Raw genomic sequence first — 18920 nt, 5'->3', positions numbered from 1 at the left:
TCCCAGGGTAGTCCGCTTGGCATACTGGGGGACTATGACCCCTTCTGCCGACTCCGTGAACTCCCTTGCGAGCCCCACCCTCGAAGCGCTCGGGGAGGACGGGGTGCTCGCCCGGATCCTCACGCGGCTGCCCGCCCCGGACCCCGCCCGGGTGCCGGTGGGGCCCGGCGACGACGCCGCGGTGTCCCGGATCGAGGGCCGTCTGGTCACCACCGCGGACATGCTCGTCGAGGGGGAGGACTTCCTGCCCGCCTGGTGTGATCCGGTGCGCCTGGGCGTCAAGGCCGCCGCCCAGAATCTCGCCGACGTCCACGCGATGGGCGCCGCCCCGCACGGGCTCGTCATCTCCCTCGGCGCTCCCGGCACCACCCCGGTGGACGTGCTCACCGGGATCATGGACGGGTTCGCGGCCGAGGCGCGGCGCGCCGGGGCGAGCGTGCTCGGCGGCGACCTGTCCGGCGGCCCCTGCCTCATCGTGTCCGTCACCGCGCTCGGCACGCTGACCGGGCCCGCGGTGCTCCGCTCCGGAGCCCGGCCCGGTGATGCGGTCGTGCTCGCCGGCACCCTCGGCCGGGCGGCCGCCGGCCTCGACCTCCTCCTCGCCGGGTGCGCCCCCGAGGGCGCCCCGGCGGACCTCGCCGCTCTCATCGAGGTGCAGCGTGCCCCGCGCCCGGACTACGCCGCGGCCGCAGCGATCGCCGGGTCCGCGCACGCCCTCATCGACGCCTCCGACGGACTCGCCGGCGATCTCGGCCGGGTCGCCCGCGCCTCGGGGGTGGCCGCCGCGCTCGACCGCGACGCTCTCACCGCGCTCGCCGCGCCCCTGGTCCCGGCGGCCCGCGCGCTCGGGGATCCCGACCCCGCGGCCCGCGCCCTCCACTGGGTGCTCACCGGGGGAGAGGACCACGGGTTCATCGCCACCGTGGATCCGGGGCGCATTCCGGTAGGCTGGACGCGCATCGGCACGTGCCGGGCGGGCGATTCCGGCGTCTCCCTCGACGGGGAGCCGGTCGCCGACACCGCATTCAGGCATTTCACGGGGGACAGGTGAGCACGGAGGAGGACCCGGTCCGACTCAACGGTCGGCTGGCCGCCCGCTGGGCCCGCCGCACCGTGGAGCGGCTGCGCCGCGAGCGCAACGACATCAACGCGCTCAATGTGTTCCCCGTCCCCGACGGCGACACCGGGTCGAACCTCTACCACACCGTGCGCAGCGCCTACCGCGCGGTGGAGAGCCTGTCCGGCTCCGTCACCCTCCCCGCGGTCATCGGCGCGATGGCCACCGGCGCGCTGCGCGGGGCGCGGGGCAACTCCGGCCTCATCCTGTCCGTCGCGCTGCGCGGCGTCGCCGACGCCCTCGAAGGCGTCACCGTGCTCGACGCGCCCGCCTTCGCCTCGGCCCTCGAGCTCGCCGCCCTCCGCGCCCGGGAGGCCGTCGCCGACCCCGTCGACGGCACCATGCTCACCGTGCTCGAGGCGATGGCCGCCGAAGCCCGCACGCGTGCCGAGGCCGGGGACACCCTCATCGCACAGATCGAGGCGGTCCGCGCCCGCTCCCGCGCCGCCCTGCGGGAGACCACCGGTCAGCTCGACGTGCTGTTCGAGGCGAACATCGTCGACGCCGGGTCCACCGGCATCGTCGAGCTGTTCGACCTCCTCTACCTCACCGTCACCGGGCGCGCCCCGACCTCCGAGCGCGGCATCGCCCACGACGCGTCCGCAGGCGTCGCCCTCCCGGTCCTCACCGGCGGCGGCCACGGCGACGGCGAGGACGCCCTCGAGCTCGTGTTCCACCTCGCGGAGGAGAAAGACCGCACCCGCCCGGTCAAGCGGCTGCTCGCCAAGGCGCGCGGCACCTCCGTCGTCGTGTCGTGGCCGATGGTCCACGTCCATGTCCCCGACGAGGAGCACGCGCTCGCGGTGCTCACCGCCTGCGACGCCTACGGGGTGTCCGACCTGCGTGTCGAGGACCTGTCGGTGACCGGGGGGAGCGACACCCGGACCACGGTGATCGCGTTCGCCAGCGGAGTCGGGCTGCTGTTCGCCTGCGGGCTGCAGGACGCGCTGGTCCTCGACTCCGACCACCCCGCCGTCCACGAGCGCCTCGCCGAGCTCATCGCCGACGCCTCCTCCCCGGTCGTCGTCGTGCCCGACAGCGCCGCCGCGCTCAAGCGCGTGCAGGCCGCCCACGGCACGGCCGAGGACGTGAGCATCGTGCGCTCCCGCTCGGTCGCCGCAGTGCTCTCCGCGCTCGCCGTCCACGATGCGGCCGAGGACCCGCGCGTCATCCACGCCGACATGTCCGAGGCCGCCGCAGCCACCCGGGTGGGCGCGGTGGTGCAGGCCCGCACCGGTTCCGCCGGCCCCCTGATGTTCGAGACCGGCGATCTCCTCACCGTCATCGACGGCCGGATCCGCGCCGTCGAGACCGACCCCGTCGAGGCCGTCGTCGCGCTCGCCGAACGACTGCTCGGCGCGGGCGGGGAGCTCCTCACCGTCGTCACCGGCGCCCGGCTGCCGGAAACGGTGGGCGCCGCGCTGTCCGCGCACCTCGCGCACGCCCACCCGGAGATCTCCGTCGAGACCGTCCACAGCCTGCACCCGCGCGGCTACGCGGTGCTCGGCGTCGAATAGGACCGGGCGGACGGGAGGCACCCCATGAGCACCGACACCCCGCTGGCGAAGCTGATCTCCCGCAAGCGCGATCTCACCGACCTCGCGACCGTCGGCATCACCACCCTCGAGGACGCGCTGCGCCACTTCCCCCGCACCTACGTGGTGCCCGGGGAGGTCACCCCGCTCGATGCGCTCGTGCCCGACACCGTCGCCGTGGTGAGCGCCCGCGTGGTGCGCGTGACCGCCAAGCAGCTCGCGAACCGGAAGTCGCTCACCACCGTCGTGCTCTCCGACGGCCTGTCCGACGTCGAAGCGCCGTTCTTCAACCAGCCGTGGATCGCGAACACGCTCACCACCGGCCGGCACGTGGCGCTCACCGGCAAGGTCACCCTGTACCGCGGGACCGTGCAGATCGCCTCGCCGCGCTGGCTCAACCCGACCGGCACGGAATCGCTCGACGACGAGGACCTGTCCGTGCCGATCCCCGTCTACCGGGCGACGAGCACGATCGCGACGACCCGCATCCAGCGGCTCATCCGCGTCCTCCTCGACACCGCCCCGCCCGAGGCCTTCGCCGACCCGATCGCCGACGAGATCCGCGCCGTCAACGGCCTCCCCGACTACCGCACCGCGCTCGAATGGATGCACCGGCCCGTCGACGAGCACCAGCCGCAGCGCGCCCGACGGCGCTGGAAGTTCGAGGAGGCCTATGCGCTGCAGGCCGAGCTGCTGTCCCGCAAGGCGCTCGCCGCCGACGACCGGGCCATCGCCCTGCCCGGTGCCGGTGCCGGTGACGGGGACGAGGACGGGGCACCGCGCTCCGCCGGGCTGCTCGGCACCTTCGACGCGGGCCTGCCCTTCGCCCTCACCGGCTCCCAGCACGCGGTCGGCGACGCGATCGCGACCGACCTCGCCGGGGAGGAGCCGATGAACCGCCTGCTCCACGGCGACGTGGGCTCCGGCAAGACGCTCGTCGCCCTGCGCGCCATGCTCCAGGCCGTCGACTCCGGCGCCCAGGCCGCCCTCCTCGCCCCGACCGAGGTGCTCGCCGCCCAGCACCACCGCTCGCTCCTGCGCTACCTCGGCGGCCTCGCCGAACCCGACGGCCTGTTCGACCCGAGCGGAGCGGCGGGGGACCTCACCACGGTGTGGGCTGGGGCCGGCAGTCCGGGCGCGCGCCGGGTGCGCGTCGGGCTGCTCACCGGATCGCTGTCGACCGCCGAGCGCAAGCGGCTCCTCCTCGACCTCGTGTCCGGGCGGATCGACATCCTCGTCGGCACCCATGCCCTGCTGTCGGACACGACGATGTTCTCCCGCCTCGGCCTCGTCGTCGTCGACGAGCAGCACCGGTTCGGTGTCCGGCAGCGGGAGAGCCTGCGGGCCAAGGGCGGCGACCGGATCCCGCACACCCTCGTCATGACCGCGACCCCGATCCCGCGCACCGTCGCGATGACGGTGTTCGGCGACCTCGACGTGTCCGTGCTCTCCGACATGCCCGGCGGGACCCGGGAGATCACCAGCCACGCGGTGTCGCTCGACGCCCACCCCCGCTGGCTCGGCCGGATCCTCGAGATCGTGGGGGAGAGCGGGGCGCGCGGCGAGCAGACCTTCATCGTCGCCTCCCGGATCGAGACCCAGCCGCCGGAGATCGACGCCGAGGGCGAACCCGTGCCCGAGGTGCTCGGCGTCGACGACCTCGTCGCCCGCGTGCAGGAGCACCCGGCCGTCGCCGGCCTGCGGGTCGCGAGCCTCCACGGGCGGATGGACGCGGCCCACAAGGACACGGTGATGCGGCGGTTCGCCGCCGGGGAGATCGACGTCCTCGTCGCGACCACCGTCATCGAGGTCGGCATCGACGTGCCCAACGCCCGCACCATGGTCGTCTACGACGCCGATCGGTTCGGCGTCGCCCAGCTCCACCAGCTGCGCGGGCGGGTGGGCCGCGACGGCTCGGCCGCCACCTGCTTCCTCGTCACCCGCCGCGCCGCCGGATCCGAGACGATGGAGCGGCTCGAGACGGTCGCTGCGACACTCGACGGCTTCGCGCTCGCCGAGTACGACGTCGAGCAGCGCCGCGAGGGCGACGTGCTCGGCCGCGCCCAGTCCGGCCGCGGCAGCTCCCTGCGCCACCTGTCGGTGATCCGCGACGTCGAGATCATCGAGCAGGCGCGCGAGGCCGCCCGGCAGATCGTCGCCGCCGACCCGGGCCTGACCGGGCAGCCGGCCCTGCGGGCGGCCATCGACCGGATCCTCGGGGCGGCGGACGAGGACTGGATCGAGGCCGGCTGATGCGGATCATCGCAGGCACCCACCGCGGCCGGCCGCTGAGCGCGCCGCCCGGCGACGGCACCCGGCCGACCTCCGACCGGGTGCGCGAATCGCTGTTCTCCTCCCTCGCCGCGCTGGGCGTGCTCGACGGAGCGCGGGTGCTCGACGTGTTCGCCGGCTCCGGGGCGCTCGGCCTCGAGGCGCTGAGCCGGGGGGCTGCGCGCGCGGTGTTCGTCGAGAAGGCGGCTTCGGTGGCCCGGGTCATCACCGGCAACATCCGCTCCCTCGGGTTCGACGACCGGGCCGAGGTGCTCACCCGGCAGGCGACGACGGCGCTGCGGGAGCGCCCGGCCCGCTCGGCCGATCTCGTGTTCGCCGACCCGCCCTATCCGCTGGGCGAGTCGGACGTCGCCGAGGTGCTCGCGCTCCTCGTGCCCGTCCTCGTCGGGGCGGACTCCCTCGTCGTGCTCGAGCGCTCCTCGCGCTCCCCGGCCCCCGCGCTGCCCGCTGATCTCGAGGTGTACCGCGAGAGGACGATGGGGGAGACCCGACTGTGGCTCCTCCAGCTCACCGAGGACGCCGCCCGGGAGGCCGCGGCGGGTGAGCATTAGGATGGCCGCATGAAGGTAGTCCTGCCCGGGTCCTACGATCCCGTCACCGTCGGCCACATCGACATCGCCGCGCGCGCCTCGGCCCTGTTCGACGAGGTCGTCGTCGCCGTCGTGCACAACCCCTCGAAGACGGGCAACTTCCCGCTGGCCCAGCGCATCGCGCTGATCACCGCCGGGCTCGAGGAGGACGCGCGCACCGCGGCGGCGGAGAACATCGTCATCGACGACGTGCCCGGCGGCCTGCTCGTCGACTACTGCCGGGACATCGGGGCCCGCGCGGTGATCAAGGGCCTGCGCTCGGGCACCGACTTCGCCTACGAGCTGCCGATGGCGCTGATGAACCGCCACCTCACCGAGCTCGAGACGATCTTCGTCCCCGGTGACCCGCGCTTCGAGCACGTGTCCTCCTCCCTCATCCGTGAGGTCCATGCACTCGGCGGCGACGTCTCCGGCCTCGTGCCCGCCGCTGTCCTGGAGGCGATGGACGCGAAGCGCGGATGACCGCGAGCGCCGCACGCGCGCACTCCGGGCGGCGCGGACCCGGCTGGTTCACCGCGCTCATCGTCTACACCCTCATCGTCCACGCCGCCTACAACGGGCTGCGCGTGCTCATCTCCTACCGCACCCTCGAGCTCGGCGGTGGGGCGGGGGTGCTCGGCCTCGTCACCGCCACCTACTCGCTCGCCCCGCTGCTCGCCGCGATCCCGATCGGTCGCTGGGTGGACCGCGGCTACGCGATGCCGGTGATGTGGATCGGCACCGTGCTCACGATCCTCCCGGCCGCCGGCGCCGCCTGGTCCCCGGGGGTGGCGGTGCTGCTCGCGGCGAACATGGCGCTCGGCATGGGGCAGGTGCTCACCACCGTGTCCGGGCAGGCGCTCATCCCGCAGTCCTTCGCGCAGTCCGACCTCAACCGTCGCTTCGGCACGCTCACCGTCGGGGTCTCCGCCGGGCAGGCGGTCGGCGTGCCGGTGGCCGGCCTCATCGCCGGCACCGGCGGGGCCGACGCCCACGTGCAGCCGGCGATGTGGGCGATGGCCGGGATCGCCGCGCTCGCGGTGCCGGCGATGGTCGGCATCACGCGCCGCCCGGCGGTGCGCCACGTACCCAGGGCGGAGGCGCGCTCGAGCGTCCGCTCGCCGCTCGCCATCCTCGGCACCCGGGGGATGAAGCCGGCGATCTTCGCCTCGATGGCCACGCTCGCCGCCGTCGACATCATGACCGCCTACCTGCCGCTCATCGGCCAGCGCTACGGCCTCGGGGTGCAGGCGGTGGCCGCGCTCCTCACCCTGCGCACGCTCGCCTCGATCGTGTCCCGGCTCTCCATCGGACGGCTCACCCGGCTCGTCCCCTTCACCCGCCTGCTCGCGCTCGCCAGCCTGACCGGGGGGATCGCGCTCCTCCTCATCCCGGTGCAGCCGCGGTTCTGGGTGCTCGCGATCCTCATGGTCGCCGCCGGGTTCGCCTTCGGGCTCACGCAGCCGATGACGATGACCTGGGTGTCGACGCTCGCCGACCCCGCGAACCGGGCCGCGGTGCTCTCGATCCGGCTCGCCGGCAACCGGCTGAGCCAGGTCGTCATCCCCGCCGCGGCGGCCGGGGTCGCGGCCTTCGGGCCGACCGGGGCGGTGTTCCTGCTGTCCGGTGCGCTCCTCCTCACTGCCGCCGGATCGACCGCGCTGCGCGGGGCTCCGCCGACTGGAAGTTCACCTCGGGAGCGTCTAGACTAGTGTCTCGCGTGTCATCCGCGGGGTCCGATCCCGGCGTGTGCGGCATCGACGATGGAGGTGAGACATGAGGAACCGATCCGAACTCGTGCTCGACCTCCGCAAGCTGGGTCTCATCGACAGGCCCGGGGAGTGGTCGAGGCTGGACACCACGGTACCGGCTCCCGAGGACCTGCGGATCGAGATGATCGGTGTGCCCGAGGGTTCGCCGATCGAGCTCGCACTGCAGCTCGAGAGCGTCGTCGAGGGGATCTACGTCTCCGGCAGCGTCCGCGCTGCGGCTCAGGGGCAGGATGCCCGGACGCTCGAGGATCTGGAGTTGCCGCTCGATGTGGCGATCACAGAGCTCTTCGTCTACGAGCGCGAGCCCGGGGACGAGGAGTCGTACACGGTCGATCGTGACCGGATCGACCTCGAACCGGCGATCCGGGACGCCGTCGTGATGGCCCTGCCGTTCCGCCCCGTCAAGGACGAGGACGAGGACGGCGAGGCCTTCCGGTACACGCTGGGCGAGGATCTGCCCGAGAGCGTGCCGGAGACGGACCCCCGCTGGTCGGCACTGAAGAACTTGTTGGACGAGAAGAAAGAGAGCTAGACGTGGCTGTTCCGAAGCGCAAGATGTCGCGCAGCAACACCCGCCACCGTCGTTCGCAGTGGAAGGCCCAGGTTCCGACCCTGGTCAAGACTGTGGAGAACGGTCGCGTTGTGTACTCGCGCCCCCACCAGGCCAAGGTCGTCGAGGACTCCGCCGGCACCCCGCTGTTCCTTGAGTACAAGGGACGCAAGGTCGCCGACATCTGATCACGCCCACCGGCTGATCAGTACGCGATCCGTGGAGTCCCACCCGGACCTGCACCATCTCAACGAGCGTCTCGGAGTCGATATCGACCCCGGGACGCTTCGTCTTGCCCTCACGCATCGGAGCTTCGCGTTCGAGAACGGGGGCATCCCGACGAACGAGCGGCTCGAGTTCCTCGGCGACGCGGTGCTCCAGCTCGTCGCCACCGAATCGCTCTTCCTCGACAACCCCGACCTGCCGGAGGGCCGCCTGGCGAAGATGCGCTCGGCCGTGGTCAACACCCGCGCCCTCGCCGCGATCGGCCGCGGGCTGGGGATCGGGGAGTTCATCTTCCTCGGCAAGGGGGAGGAGCTCACCGGCGGCCGCGACAAGGACTCGATCCTCGCCGACACCGTCGAATCGCTCATCGGGGCGACGTACATCGGCTGTGGGCCCGAGGACGCCTTCGCGCTCGTCCACCGGCTCGTCGACGACATGCTCTGCGACGCAGTGCAGCTCGGCGCCGGCATGGACTACAAGACGACGCTCCAGGAGGCCGCCGCGGACCTCGCGCTCGGGCCGGTGAGCTACGCGCTCGACTCCCGCGGGCCCGACCACGCGCGCGTCTTCACCGCCACCGTGCTGCTCGGCGACACCGAGTGGGGCAGCGGCGAGGGCACCTCGAAGAAGAACGCCGAGGCGCGCGCCGCCGAGGCCGCCGTGCGCACCATCGCGGTGCAGCACCCCGACTACCGCCGCTGATGCGCTCGCCAGCCCCTGCCGCCCGGTCGCCCCGTGCCTGAGCTGCCCGAGGTCGAGAGCGTCGCGAGCGGCCTGCGGACCTGGGCCGCCGGCCGTCGGGTCACCGGGGTGCGGGTCTTCGATCCGCGGATCCTCGGCACCACCTCGAACCGGACCATCGCCGCCGGTGCGGTCGAGGAGTTCACGGAGCTCCTCACCGGGCGGGAGATCGCCGCGGTGGAGCGCCGGGGCAAGTTCCTCTGGCTGCCGTTGGCGCCCGAGCGGGGTCCGTGGCGCCCGGGCCGGGCCGTCGACCCGAGCGGCCCGCCGCTCGCGCTCTCCGTGCACCTCGGGATGAGCGGTCAGTTCCGCGTCCACACGCCGGCCGACCCGCTCCACCGCCACACCCGGGCGGTCCTCGACCTCGCCGGTCCGGGCCCGGCAGAAGCCGACCCCGCAGCTCCTCCCACCGAGCTCCGGTTCCTCGACCAGCGGATCTTCGGACATCTCGGCGTCGAACCCCTCGTCCCCGACCCGCACCGGCCCGGTGCGCAGCCGGACGGCACCGCGGGACTCGTGCCCGGCTCGGCCGCGCACATCGCGCCCGACCCGCTCGAGCCCGGCTTCGACCTCGAGGCCGTCGGCCGCCGGATCCAGCGGAAGCGGACCGCCCTCAAGGTCGCCCTCCTCGACCAGACGACGGTGAGCGGGATCGGCAACATCTACGCCGACGAGGCGCTGTTCGCCGCCGGCATCCACCCGCTCGCCCCTGCGGGCTCCACCCGGATCTCGCGCATCCGTGCCGTGCTCGCCGCGGCGGATGCGGTGATGCGGTCCTCGCTCGAGCAGGGCGGCACGAGCTTCGACGCGCTCTACGTCCACGTCAACGGCGACTCCGGGTACTTCGCGCGCAGCCTCCAGGTCTACGGCCGCACCGGGCGGCCCTGCCCGCGCTGCGGCACCCCGATCACCCGGCTCACCGTCGGCGGCCGCTCGTCGCACGTGTGCCCCGCATGCCAGCGGCCCCCGCGCCGGGCCCGGATAGGCTGAGGCCACCGTTCGGGTGCGGCGCACTGACGAGTCCGGTGAGTCGGCCACCAGCAGGGTCGTCCACGCGTCATCCAGCACTCGTCGTGCGCTGGGCGCGCCTCTCACCAGGGATCCGTGCAGTCCCGTCCACCACTGCCGCCGGCGCGGACACCTCGATGTGCGCCATTAGAATGCCGAGGATACTCGTCACAGTGTCTTGATGTGCGTGCTATTCTCGTCATTGACAGGAGGTGGCCGAATGCCTGGGTATCGGATCGACCGCGAGCTCGCGGAGTTCGGTGAGCACGTGCGCGGTTGGCGCATGGTGCTGGGGCTCACCGCTCAGCAGGTGGCGGAGCGCGCCGGCATCACCCGGGATACCCTGCGCAGGGTCGAGTCCGGGGACGCAGGTGTGGGCTTCGGCAACGTCGCACAGGTGCTGCGCGCCCTCGGGGTCCTTGAGAAGGCCGTCGATGCGGTCGACCCGCTCGAGAGCGATATCGGCAGGCTTCGCGCCGGCAAGCTCGCGAGGAAGCGTGCGCGATGACCACCGTCGAGATCTTCGTCGATCGGGCCGGGGAGCCCGCACTGGTGGGCCAGGCGCACTTCAGCAGACGGCGCGGCCGGATCTCCACCACGTTCCTCTACGACCCGGGCTATCTGGCGGGGGGCGGCAGCAGCATCGACCCGGCCCTGCCGGTGACGGCGGGCGCGCAGCACCAGTCCGGGCTGGTGCGAGCCTTCGCGGACAGTGCTCCCGACCGCTGGGGGCGGAACCTCATCGAGAAGGCGGAGCGCGTCCGGGCCCGTGAGGCACACCGAGCGCCGCGCCGACTCGATGACCTCGACTTCCTCCTGGGTGTCAGCGACGACACGCGCCAGGGAGCCCTGCGGTATCGGCTCGCAGGCAGCACGGAGTTCCTCGGCGAGCCGTCTCACGTGCCGCAGCTGGTCTCGCTCCCGGAGCTGCTGCGCGCCTCCGACGAGCTCACCTCGGACGAGGACCCCGCTGCCGCAGTGAAGCAGCTGCTCGACACGGGGACGACCGGGCTGGGCGGGGCCCGCCCCAAGGCCTCGGTGCGCCTCGAGGACGGCGCACTGGCGATCGCCAAGTTCCCGCACGGCAGCGACCAGTGGGACGTCATGGCCTGGGAGGCGACGGCCTTGGATCTACTGGACGCCGCGGGGATCAGAACACCCGATCGACGGCTCACCCGAGTAGGAGAGCGCAGCGTGCTCCTCCTGAGACGGTTCGACCGCACGCCCCGTGGGCACCGCGTCGGCTACATCAGTGCGATGACGGCGCTCGCCGCATCCGACGGCGACCACCGCGACTATGGCGAGATCGCCGGATCCATGAGGGATCTCTCGCGTTCCCTCTCGACAGACCACCACGAGCTCTTCGATCGCGCAGTCGCCGGCGTCGCCCTGGGAAACACCGACGATCACCTGCGCAACCACGGGTTCCTCGCCGACCGAGGATTCTGGACGCTCAGCCCCGCGTTCGACGTCAACCCGAGCCCTGACCCATGGCGAACGCGCGCCACCTCGATCATGGGCGCCGATGCGCTTCCCGATGAAGCCGAGGCCCTGCTCGCACTGGCGCAGGAGTGCAGCCTGACGGTCGATCAGGCGCGTGAGCGGATCCGTGCCGTCTCCGCGGCACTGGCGGCATGGAGAGAGGCTGCGCGTTCGAACGGGATCCGGGAACGCGAGATCACAGAGATGGCTGAATCGATCGAGACCCGCTTGGGCGCTGTGGCTGCCGCCGCAGGCACGACATGATGTCAGGAGAGCCGCCGCTGTGCCCGTTGACGAGTGGGAGCGTCCGACCGTCGGCGGCCGGTCGAGCCACATCTGCCCCGCACACCCGCGGCCCCCGCGCCGGGCCCGGATAGGCTGAGGCCACCATGTACCTCAAGTCCCTGTCCCTGCGCGGCTTCAAGTCCTTCGCGTCCGCCACACGCATCGACCTCGAGCCCGGGATCACCTGCGTCGTCGGCCCGAACGGCTCGGGGAAGTCCAACGTCGTCGACGCGCTCGCCTGGGTGATGGGGGAGCAGGGGGCGAAGAACCTGCGCGGCGGCAAGATGGACGACGTGATCTTCGCCGGCACCTCGCAGCGCCAGGCACTCGGCCGCGCCGAGGTCAGCCTGACGATCGACAACACCGACGGAGCGATCCCGATCGAGTACACCGAGGTGACGATCTCCCGCACGCTGTTCCGCACCGGCGGCAGCGAGTACGCCGTCAACGGCGCCCCGGCCCGCCTGCTCGACATCCAGGAGCTCCTCAACGACTCCGGGCTCGGCAAGGAGATGCACGTCATCGTCGGGCAGGGGCGCCTCGACCAGATCCTCCACGCCGACCCGCTCGAGCGGCGCGGCTTCATCGAGGAGGCCGCCGGCGTCCTCAAGCACCGCCGCCGCAAGGACAAGGCCCTGCGCAAGCTCACCGGCCTGCAGACCAACCTCGACCGCCTCTCCGACCTCCGCGCCGAGCTCGCCCGCCAGCTCGGACCGCTCGGACGGCAGGCGAAGGCCGCGAAGCGCGCCGCCGTCGTCCAGGCGACCCTGCGCGACACCGCCGCCCGCCTGCTCGCCGACGACATCGTCCAGGCCCAGGCGCGGCTCGCCTCCGCGGCCGGCCCGGAAAGCGCCCCGGAGCGCACCGCCGCCCTCGAAGCCGAGCTCGCCGGGCTCGATACCCGGATCGCGGAGCTCGAATCGGAGATCACCGGGCACGAATCCGGCACCGAGGAGATCCGTCGCCGGCTCCGCACCGCCGGCACCCTGGCCACCCGCGCCGCCGCCCTCGCCGAACGGGCCGGCGACCGCGTCCACTACCTCCAGCAGGCCCCGCCGGAGCGCACCGGCGAGACCCCGGCCGCGCTGCGCGAACGCGCCGAGCGCTACGCCGCCGAACTCGACGAGGTGCGCGGCGAGGTCGAGGACCGCACCGGAACGCTGACCACCCTCACCGAGCGCCGCGAGGAGACCCAGGCCCGGCTCACCGAGGCCGAAACCGCCCTCACCGCGCAGCGCGCCCGGATCTCCGCCCAGCTGCGCTCCCGGGCCGACCTGCAGAGCTCCCGCGAGGTCGCCCACAAGACGCTCACCGACGCGCAGACCGGGCTGACCGCCCTCGACACCACGGAGACCGACCTCACCGAGCGGCTCACCACCGCCCGCACCCGGCTCACCGCAGCGCAGGCCGCGGCGGAGGCCTCCGAATCCGGGGAGAGCGAGCTCGACGCCGCCCATGAATCCGCGCTCGCCGAACAGACGGCGCTCGAGGAGCGCACCGCGGCCGTGCGCGCCGAGCTCCGTGAGGTCGACACCGAGCTCGGCCAGGCCGAGGCCCGCGCCGAGGCGCTGCGGATCGGCACCCGGCTCGCCGCCGCGACCGCGGACATCCTCGCCGCCGGCATCCCCGGCGTGCGCGCGGCCGTCGGCGAGCTCCTCACCATCGAGGCCGGGTACGAGACCGCGGTCACCGCCGTCCTCGACCACGCGGCCGAGGCGATCCTCGCCGACGACCCGCAGGCCGCCCTCGCCGTGCTCGAACACGTCGGCCCCGACACCCTCGTCGACGTCGTCATCGCCGACCCCGCCCCGGCCCGCTCCGCGCCCGATGCCTCCGCGCCCGCGGCCTCCCCGGCCGCCGCCTCGGCCGCGGGGCCACGCCCGCTGCGCGGACTCGTCACCACCCCGGACCCCGGCCTCGCCGCCCTCCTCGACACCGCACTCGCCGGTGTCACGACCGCCCCGGACCTCACCGCCGCGGTCGCCGCCCTGGGCGTGGACCCGCAGACCGTGTCCGTCACCCCGGCCGGTGAGGTCGTCAGCGCCCGCGGCATCCGCCGGGCCGGTTCCGCGGAGGCCGCCCGGATCGCCACCCGCGCCGCGCTCGCGGAGACCGAGGAGCTCATGGCCGGGCTGCGGTCCCGCCGGGAGGAGCTCGCCGCCGCGCTCGCCGCCCTCGCCCCGGAGCAGGAGCGGGCCCGGGTCGCCGTCGAGGCCGCGCTCGGCGCCCTCCACGAATCCGATGCCCGCATCGTCACCGCCGGCGAGGAGCTGTCTCGTGCCGCCGCCGCCCTCGACGCGCTCGACACCCGGCTGAGCGAGCTCGCGGCCTCCCGCGAGCGCCTCGGTGCGGAGGCCGAAGCCGCCCGCACCGCGCTCGAGGCCGCCGACGCAGCGCTCGCGGAGAACTCCGAGACCGTCGACGCCGAACCCGACACCGAGGAGCGCGACGCCCTCGCCGCGACCGCCCGCCGGCTCGGCGAGGAGGTCATGGAGGCGCGGATCGCGCTGCGCTCGATCGAGGACCGGGCCGGCTTCCTCACCGACCGGGTCGCCGCGCTGCGCCGCCAGGCCGAGACCGAGGAGGCCGCCCGGGAGCAGGCCGCGCGCGCCGCTGCCCGCCGCCGCGCCCAGGCCGACAGCGCCGGCGAGCTCGCCCGCGTCGCCGCGGCCCTCGCCACCCACCTCAGCGCGCTCGAATCCGGGGCCGAGGAGGAGCTCGCCGCCTCCCGCGCCCACCGCGGCGGGCTCGAATCCGCGCTCGCCGAGGCGCGCACCCGCCGCACGGAGCGGGCCGACGACCTCGCCGCGCTCACCCGGGCCGAGCACGAGGCCCAGCTCACCCGGGAGCGTCACGTCATCCACCTCGACGAGCTCACCCGCCGCGCCCAGGCGGAGATCGGCCTGTCCGCCGACCACCTCGTCGAGCAGTTCGGCCCCCACCTGCCGGTGCCCGGACCGGCGGAGGAGGACGCGCCGGAGCCGTTCGTCCGCGCCGCGGTGGAGAAGGCTCACGCCGCCGCGGAGCGGACGCTCAAGTCGATCGGCGCGGTCAATCCGCTCGCGCTCGAGGAGTACGCCGCGCTCACCGAGCGCCACGACTTCCTCGAGAAGCAGATCAACGACATCGAGACGAGCCGCCGCGACCTCATGGGACTCGTGCGCGAGGTCGACGACCACGTCAAAGAGGTGTTCGCCGCCGCCTTCGCGGACACCCAGCGGGAGTTCGCCGACATCTTCACCCGCCTGTTCCCCGGGGGCGAGGGCTCCCTCACCCTCACCGACCCCGAGGACATGCTCGCCACCGGCGTCGAGGTCCACGCCCGCCCGGCCGGCAAGAAGGTCAAGCGGCTCTCCCTGCTGTCGGGCGGGGAGCGCTCGCTCGTCGCGGTCGCGATGCTCGTCGCGATCTTCAAGGCCCGGCCCAGCCCGTTCTACGTCATGGACGAGGTCGAGGCCGCCCTCGACGACGTCAACCTGTCCCGCCTCCTCACCGTGTTCCGCGAGCTGCGCGAGTCCTCGCAGCTCATCGTCATCACCCACCAGAAGCGGACGATGGAGATCGCCGACGCCCTCTACGGCGTGACGATGTCCGGCGACGGCATCTCCCGTGTGATCTCCCAGCGAATTCACCAGGCGAGCTGACGCGCGCCCGTCCGGCGGCACCCGCACGGGCGGATACACTGGTCGGAGTCCTCGTGGGAGACCGCCCACGACCCGACCCAGCGAAGGAGCGACCGGCCGATGTCCTCACCTACCGCCACGCGGGGCACCCGATGGATGTAGGCGCCGGGATCGTCATCCTCATCGGGCTCGGTGTCTCGTTCGGCATCGGGCTCGTCATCGTCCTCCTCGTCGCCCTGCCCGGCCTGCGCGCCGAGGGTCGGATCAAGCCCTCGGGCCGTCAGCGCTTCCGCCTGCCCTCGGAATGGACCGGCTTCGACGACGACGTCCACGGCTTCTTCGGCCACGACGGCGACACCTCCCACCTCGCCACCCGCGAGCAGGCGGCCGTCACCGCGATGCAGGAGCACTCCTACGCCCTGCGCCCGCAGCCCCGCCGTCACGCCTCGCCGCCCTGGCTGACGTTCCGACCCCGGACCCGGCACTGGAAGGTGCCGGAGACCGGCACCGGCTTCCGCACCGCCATCGTCCTCCTCTTCGGCTGACCCGCCGGCCGGCTGCCGCAGCCCGCCGGCCCGGACCCGCCACCCCACAGCAACCCACTTAGGAGCTGATCGTGGATCCCATCAGTCTCATCGCTCTCCTCGGCGCCCTCGTCCTCGTGTTCGTCGTCTCCGGCATCGCCCTCTACGGTCCGCCGAAGACCCGCCGCCGTCGCGACCTGCCGCCGACGGCTCCGGACCTCACCGACCCGCACCGCGGTCCGGGCACCGACACTCTCGAGGCGCCGCCGGCCACCGCCCCCGAGGTCGAGGGCGAGGTCGTCGTCGAGACCGTGCCCGAGGTCCCCGCCCGGGAGCTCGAGACCCCCACCGAGCCGCGCACCCGGCTGGCGAAGCTCCGCGCGCGGCTGGCGAAGTCGAACTCCTCCCTCGGCCGCGGCCTGCTCTCCCTGCTCTCCCGCGACACCCTCGACGAGTCGACCTGGGAGGAGATCGAGGACACGCTCATCATGGCCGACCTCGGCGTCGACCCGGCCACCGAGCTCGTCGACCGGCTGCGCGAGCGGGTGCGCGTGCTCGGCACGCGCGACCCGCAGACCGTCCGCGACCTCCTGCGCGAGGAGCTCATCGCCGTCGTCGACCCGACGATGGACCGCAGCCTGCAGGTCGAGCGCGCCGACAGCGACCCCGCCGTCGTCCTCGTCGTCGGCGTCAACGGCGCCGGCAAGACGACGACCGTCGGCAAGATCGCCCGCGTGCTCGTCGCCGAGGACCGCTCGGTGCTGCTCGGTGCCGCCGACACCTTCCGCGCCGCCGCCGCCGAACAGCTCGCCACCTGGGGTGAGCGCGTGGGCGTCGAGACCGTGCGCGGTCTCGAGGGCGCCGACCCGGCCTCCGTGGCCTACACAGCGGTCGAGCGCGGGATGCAGGAGGGCACCGACGTCGTCCTCATCGACACCGCCGGGCGCCTGCAGAACAAGAAGGGGCTCATGGACGAGCTCGGCAAGGTCAAGCGCGTTGCCGCCCGTCCCCTGTCGCCGGAGCACGATTCCCTCGACGAGGTGCTCCTCGTCCTCGACGCGACCACCGGGCAGAACGGCATGCAGCAGGCGAAGGTGTTCTCCGAGGCCGTGAACATCACCGGCATCGTGCTCACCAAGCTCGACGGCACCGCGAAGGGCGGCATCGTCGTCGCCGTGCAGCGTGCGCTCGGCGTGCCGGTCAAGCTCATCGGGCTCGGCGAGGGTGCCGACGACCTCGCGCCCTTCGACGCCGCCGGCTTCGTCGACGCCCTGCTCGCCGAGCAGTGACCTGAAACCGGTCGCGATCAGGCGGCCGGCCCCTGCCGCCGGGTCGTGGATGTGACCCGAAACACGGTCGTAACGCCGCCGTCGCACCCGTAACGCAGCCGAAACCTGGGACGTTCCGTCTCGAAACACCGGGATTCGAGAATGTTCACCAGCGGAGCCACAGATCTCCGCGGAACGGGCAGCCCGACCTCGAGGTCGGCCACCCGTCCTGAACATCTCACGGCTGGAACGAAACCATGGAAATCACTGCAGTGGACGTATGGGTGATGGTGAGCGCCGCACTCGTGCTGCTCATGACGCCCGGCGTCGCTTTCCTGTACGGCGGCATGACCCGCGCCAAGTCCGTCCTCAACATGCTCATGATGAGCTTCGCATCGATGGCCGTCGTCGGCGTGGTGTGGGTCCTCTGGGGCTTCTCGATGAGCGGATCGACCGGAGTCGCGCAGCTGTTCGGCAACCCGTTCGAGGCCTTCGGCCTCAGCGGTCTCGTCGGCACCACCGACCTCATCGGCGCCGGCTTCGGCGCGACCTTCGCGATCATCACCGTCGCCCTGATCTCCGGCGGCATCGCCGACCGGACGAAATTCTCCGCCTGGATGGTCTTCGTGCCCGTCTGGGTCACGCTCGTCTACTGCCCGATGGCCTTCATGGTGTGGGGCGGCGGCCTGCTGTCCGCCGACGGCCTCATCGGCAGCACCTTCGGAGAGGCGATCGACTACGCCGGCGGCACCGTCGTCCACATCAACGCCGGCATCGCCGCCCTCGTCCTCGCCCTCATCATCGGCAAGCGCAAGGGCTTCGGCACCGATCCCTCCCATCGCCCGCACAACATCCCGTTCGTCATGCTCGGCGCCACCCTCCTGTGGTTCGGCTGGTTCGGCTTCAACGGCGGCGCGGCGACCGATCCCGCCGAGGCCGGCCTGATCTGGGTCAACACCATGGCCGCCCCGGCCGCGGCGTTCATCGCCTGGATCCTCGTCGAGTGGATGCGCGACGGCAAGCCCACCAGCCTCGGCGGCGCCTCGGGCATCGTCGCCGGCCTCGTGGCGATCACCCCGGCCTGTGCGAACGTGTCCCCGCTCGGCGCGATCGCGATCGGCATCATCGCCGGCATCTGCTCCGCGCTGGCCGTCGGACTCAAGTACCGCCTCGGCTACGACGACTCGCTCGACGTCGTCGGCGTCCACCTCGTGTCCGGTCTCGTCGGCACCCTGGCCCTGGGCCTCTTCGCGCTGCCGGTCGAGGGCGAGGGCGGCGGCCTGTTCTACGGCGGCGGCCTCGGTCAGCTCGTCGCGCAGACGGTGGCGGCGGTCTTCGCGATCCTCTTCACCGCGATCGTCACCTTCATCATCGGTATGGTGATCCACAAGACCATCGGCATGCGGGCCGCCGAGGAGGACGAGGTCACCGGCATCGACCTCACCGAGCACGCGGAGACGGCCTACGAGTACGGCGGTCTGGGCACCGGCGGCGCCTTCCGACCGCACCCCTCGTCGCCGGCCGCGCACCGCAGGACGACCACCCTCGACGAAAGTGTGAACGCATGAAGCTCATCACCGCCATCGCCCGACCCGACAAGCTCGCGGACATCCGCGACGGCCTGGAGGAGTTCGGAGTCCAGGGTCTGACCGTCTCCGAGGCCAGCGGCTACGGACGGCAGAAGGGCCACAAGCAGTTCTACCGAGGTGCCGCGTACACGCAGGACCTCGTCCCCAAGCTGCGGATCGAGGTGCTCGCCTCGGCGGAGGACGCGCCGCGGATCTGCGATGTGCTCCTCGCCCGGGCCACGACCGGACAGCCCGGCGACGGCAAGATCTGGATCACCGCGGTCGACCAGATCATCCGGGTCTCCGACCGGAGCGAGGGAGAGGCTGCCCTGTAGTCCCAGCCGGCTGCATGGCAGAGAAG

At 72.9% G+C, this 18920-nt stretch carries 17 protein-coding genes; all 17 read left to right on the top strand.

Annotated features, from left to right (window positions below):
• Positions 1-34 precede the first annotated feature (34 nt).
• The 17 genes from thiL (at position 35) to ABD883_RS13305 (ending at position 18894) form a co-directional block, all read left to right on the top strand.
• The gene (gene thiL, locus ABD883_RS13385; RefSeq protein ID WP_295689390.1) at positions 35-1051 is read left to right on the top strand and encodes a thiamine-phosphate kinase; all 1017 of its coding nucleotides are present in this window, start codon (positions 35-37) and stop codon (positions 1049-1051) included.
• Entirely contained in the window at positions 1048-2634 is a 1587-nt protein-coding gene (locus tag ABD883_RS13380) for a DAK2 domain-containing protein (protein ID WP_345032743.1), read from the top strand. Before thiL ends, ABD883_RS13380 begins: the two co-directional genes overlap by 4 nt.
• Before the next feature lie 24 nt (positions 2635-2658).
• Positions 2659-4905 (top strand): ATP-dependent DNA helicase RecG, encoded by a 2247-nt coding sequence (locus ABD883_RS13375; protein ID WP_345032741.1) that lies wholly within the window; start codon positions 2659-2661, stop codon positions 4903-4905.
• Positions 4905-5495, top strand: coding sequence for a 16S rRNA (guanine(966)-N(2))-methyltransferase RsmD (gene rsmD, locus ABD883_RS13370; protein ID WP_295689385.1), 591 nt, complete (start codon positions 4905-4907; stop codon positions 5493-5495). Before ABD883_RS13375 ends, rsmD begins: the two co-directional genes overlap by 1 nt.
• A 9-nt stretch (positions 5496-5504) precedes the next feature.
• Positions 5505-5996, top strand: a complete 492-nt coding sequence (coaD, locus tag ABD883_RS13365) for a pantetheine-phosphate adenylyltransferase (protein ID WP_137320164.1) — start codon at positions 5505-5507, stop codon at positions 5994-5996.
• A complete protein-coding gene (locus ABD883_RS13360) occupies positions 5993-7225 on the top strand; it encodes an MFS transporter (RefSeq protein ID WP_345032738.1) in 1233 nt (410 codons plus the stop codon). The genes coaD and ABD883_RS13360 overlap by 4 nt, the downstream gene beginning before the upstream one ends.
• 64 nt (positions 7226-7289) lie before the next feature.
• Positions 7290-7817: a YceD family protein gene (locus ABD883_RS13355; protein WP_137320162.1), complete on the top strand. Its 528-nt coding sequence runs from the start codon at positions 7290-7292 to the stop codon at positions 7815-7817.
• Positions 7818-7819: 2 nt separating this feature from the next.
• Positions 7820-8023 (top strand): 50S ribosomal protein L32, encoded by a 204-nt coding sequence (rpmF, locus tag ABD883_RS13350; RefSeq protein ID WP_101651830.1) that lies wholly within the window; start codon positions 7820-7822, stop codon positions 8021-8023.
• Positions 8024-8054: 31 nt separating this feature from the next.
• Positions 8055-8762 carry a ribonuclease III gene (rnc, locus tag ABD883_RS13345; protein ID WP_345032732.1) on the top strand — a complete coding sequence of 236 codons (708 nt, stop codon included), beginning with the start codon at positions 8055-8057 and terminating at the stop codon, positions 8760-8762.
• 33 nt (positions 8763-8795) lie between these two features.
• A complete protein-coding gene (gene mutM / locus ABD883_RS13340; protein WP_345032729.1) occupies positions 8796-9791 on the top strand; it encodes a bifunctional DNA-formamidopyrimidine glycosylase/DNA-(apurinic or apyrimidinic site) lyase in 996 nt (331 codons plus the stop codon).
• A 238-nt stretch (positions 9792-10029) separates the two neighbouring features.
• Entirely contained in the window at positions 10030-10317 is a 288-nt protein-coding gene (locus ABD883_RS13335; protein WP_265809928.1) for a helix-turn-helix domain-containing protein, read from the top strand.
• Positions 10314-11555: a type II toxin-antitoxin system HipA family toxin gene (locus ABD883_RS13330; RefSeq protein WP_247423844.1), complete on the top strand. Its 1242-nt coding sequence runs from the start codon at positions 10314-10316 to the stop codon at positions 11553-11555. Before ABD883_RS13335 ends, ABD883_RS13330 begins: the two co-directional genes overlap by 4 nt.
• Positions 11556-11680: 125 nt before the next feature.
• A complete protein-coding gene (gene smc, locus ABD883_RS13325) occupies positions 11681-15220 on the top strand; it encodes a chromosome segregation protein SMC (RefSeq protein WP_345032723.1) in 3540 nt (1179 codons plus the stop codon).
• Positions 15221-15351: 131 nt separating this feature from the next.
• Positions 15352-15744 (top strand): hypothetical protein, encoded by a 393-nt coding sequence (locus tag ABD883_RS13320; protein WP_137320146.1) that lies wholly within the window; start codon positions 15352-15354, stop codon positions 15742-15744.
• A gap of 65 nt (positions 15745-15809) precedes the next feature.
• Entirely contained in the window at positions 15810-17012 is a 1203-nt protein-coding gene (gene ftsY, locus ABD883_RS13315) for a signal recognition particle-docking protein FtsY (RefSeq protein ID WP_425548450.1), read from the top strand.
• 236 nt (positions 17013-17248) lie between these two features.
• Positions 17249-18559, top strand: coding sequence for an ammonium transporter (locus ABD883_RS13310; protein WP_137320144.1), 1311 nt, complete (start codon positions 17249-17251; stop codon positions 18557-18559).
• Complete coding sequence (locus tag ABD883_RS13305; RefSeq protein ID WP_137320143.1) at positions 18556-18894, top strand: P-II family nitrogen regulator; 339 nt, start codon at positions 18556-18558, stop codon at positions 18892-18894. Before ABD883_RS13310 ends, ABD883_RS13305 begins: the two co-directional genes overlap by 4 nt.
• Positions 18895-18920: the final 26 nt, after the last annotated feature.

This window comes from Brevibacterium pityocampae (assembly GCF_039541555.1).
Taxonomy (GTDB): domain Bacteria; phylum Actinomycetota; class Actinomycetes; order Actinomycetales; family Brevibacteriaceae; genus Brevibacterium; species Brevibacterium pityocampae.
This window is presented reverse-complemented; position numbering and strand designations above follow the sequence as displayed.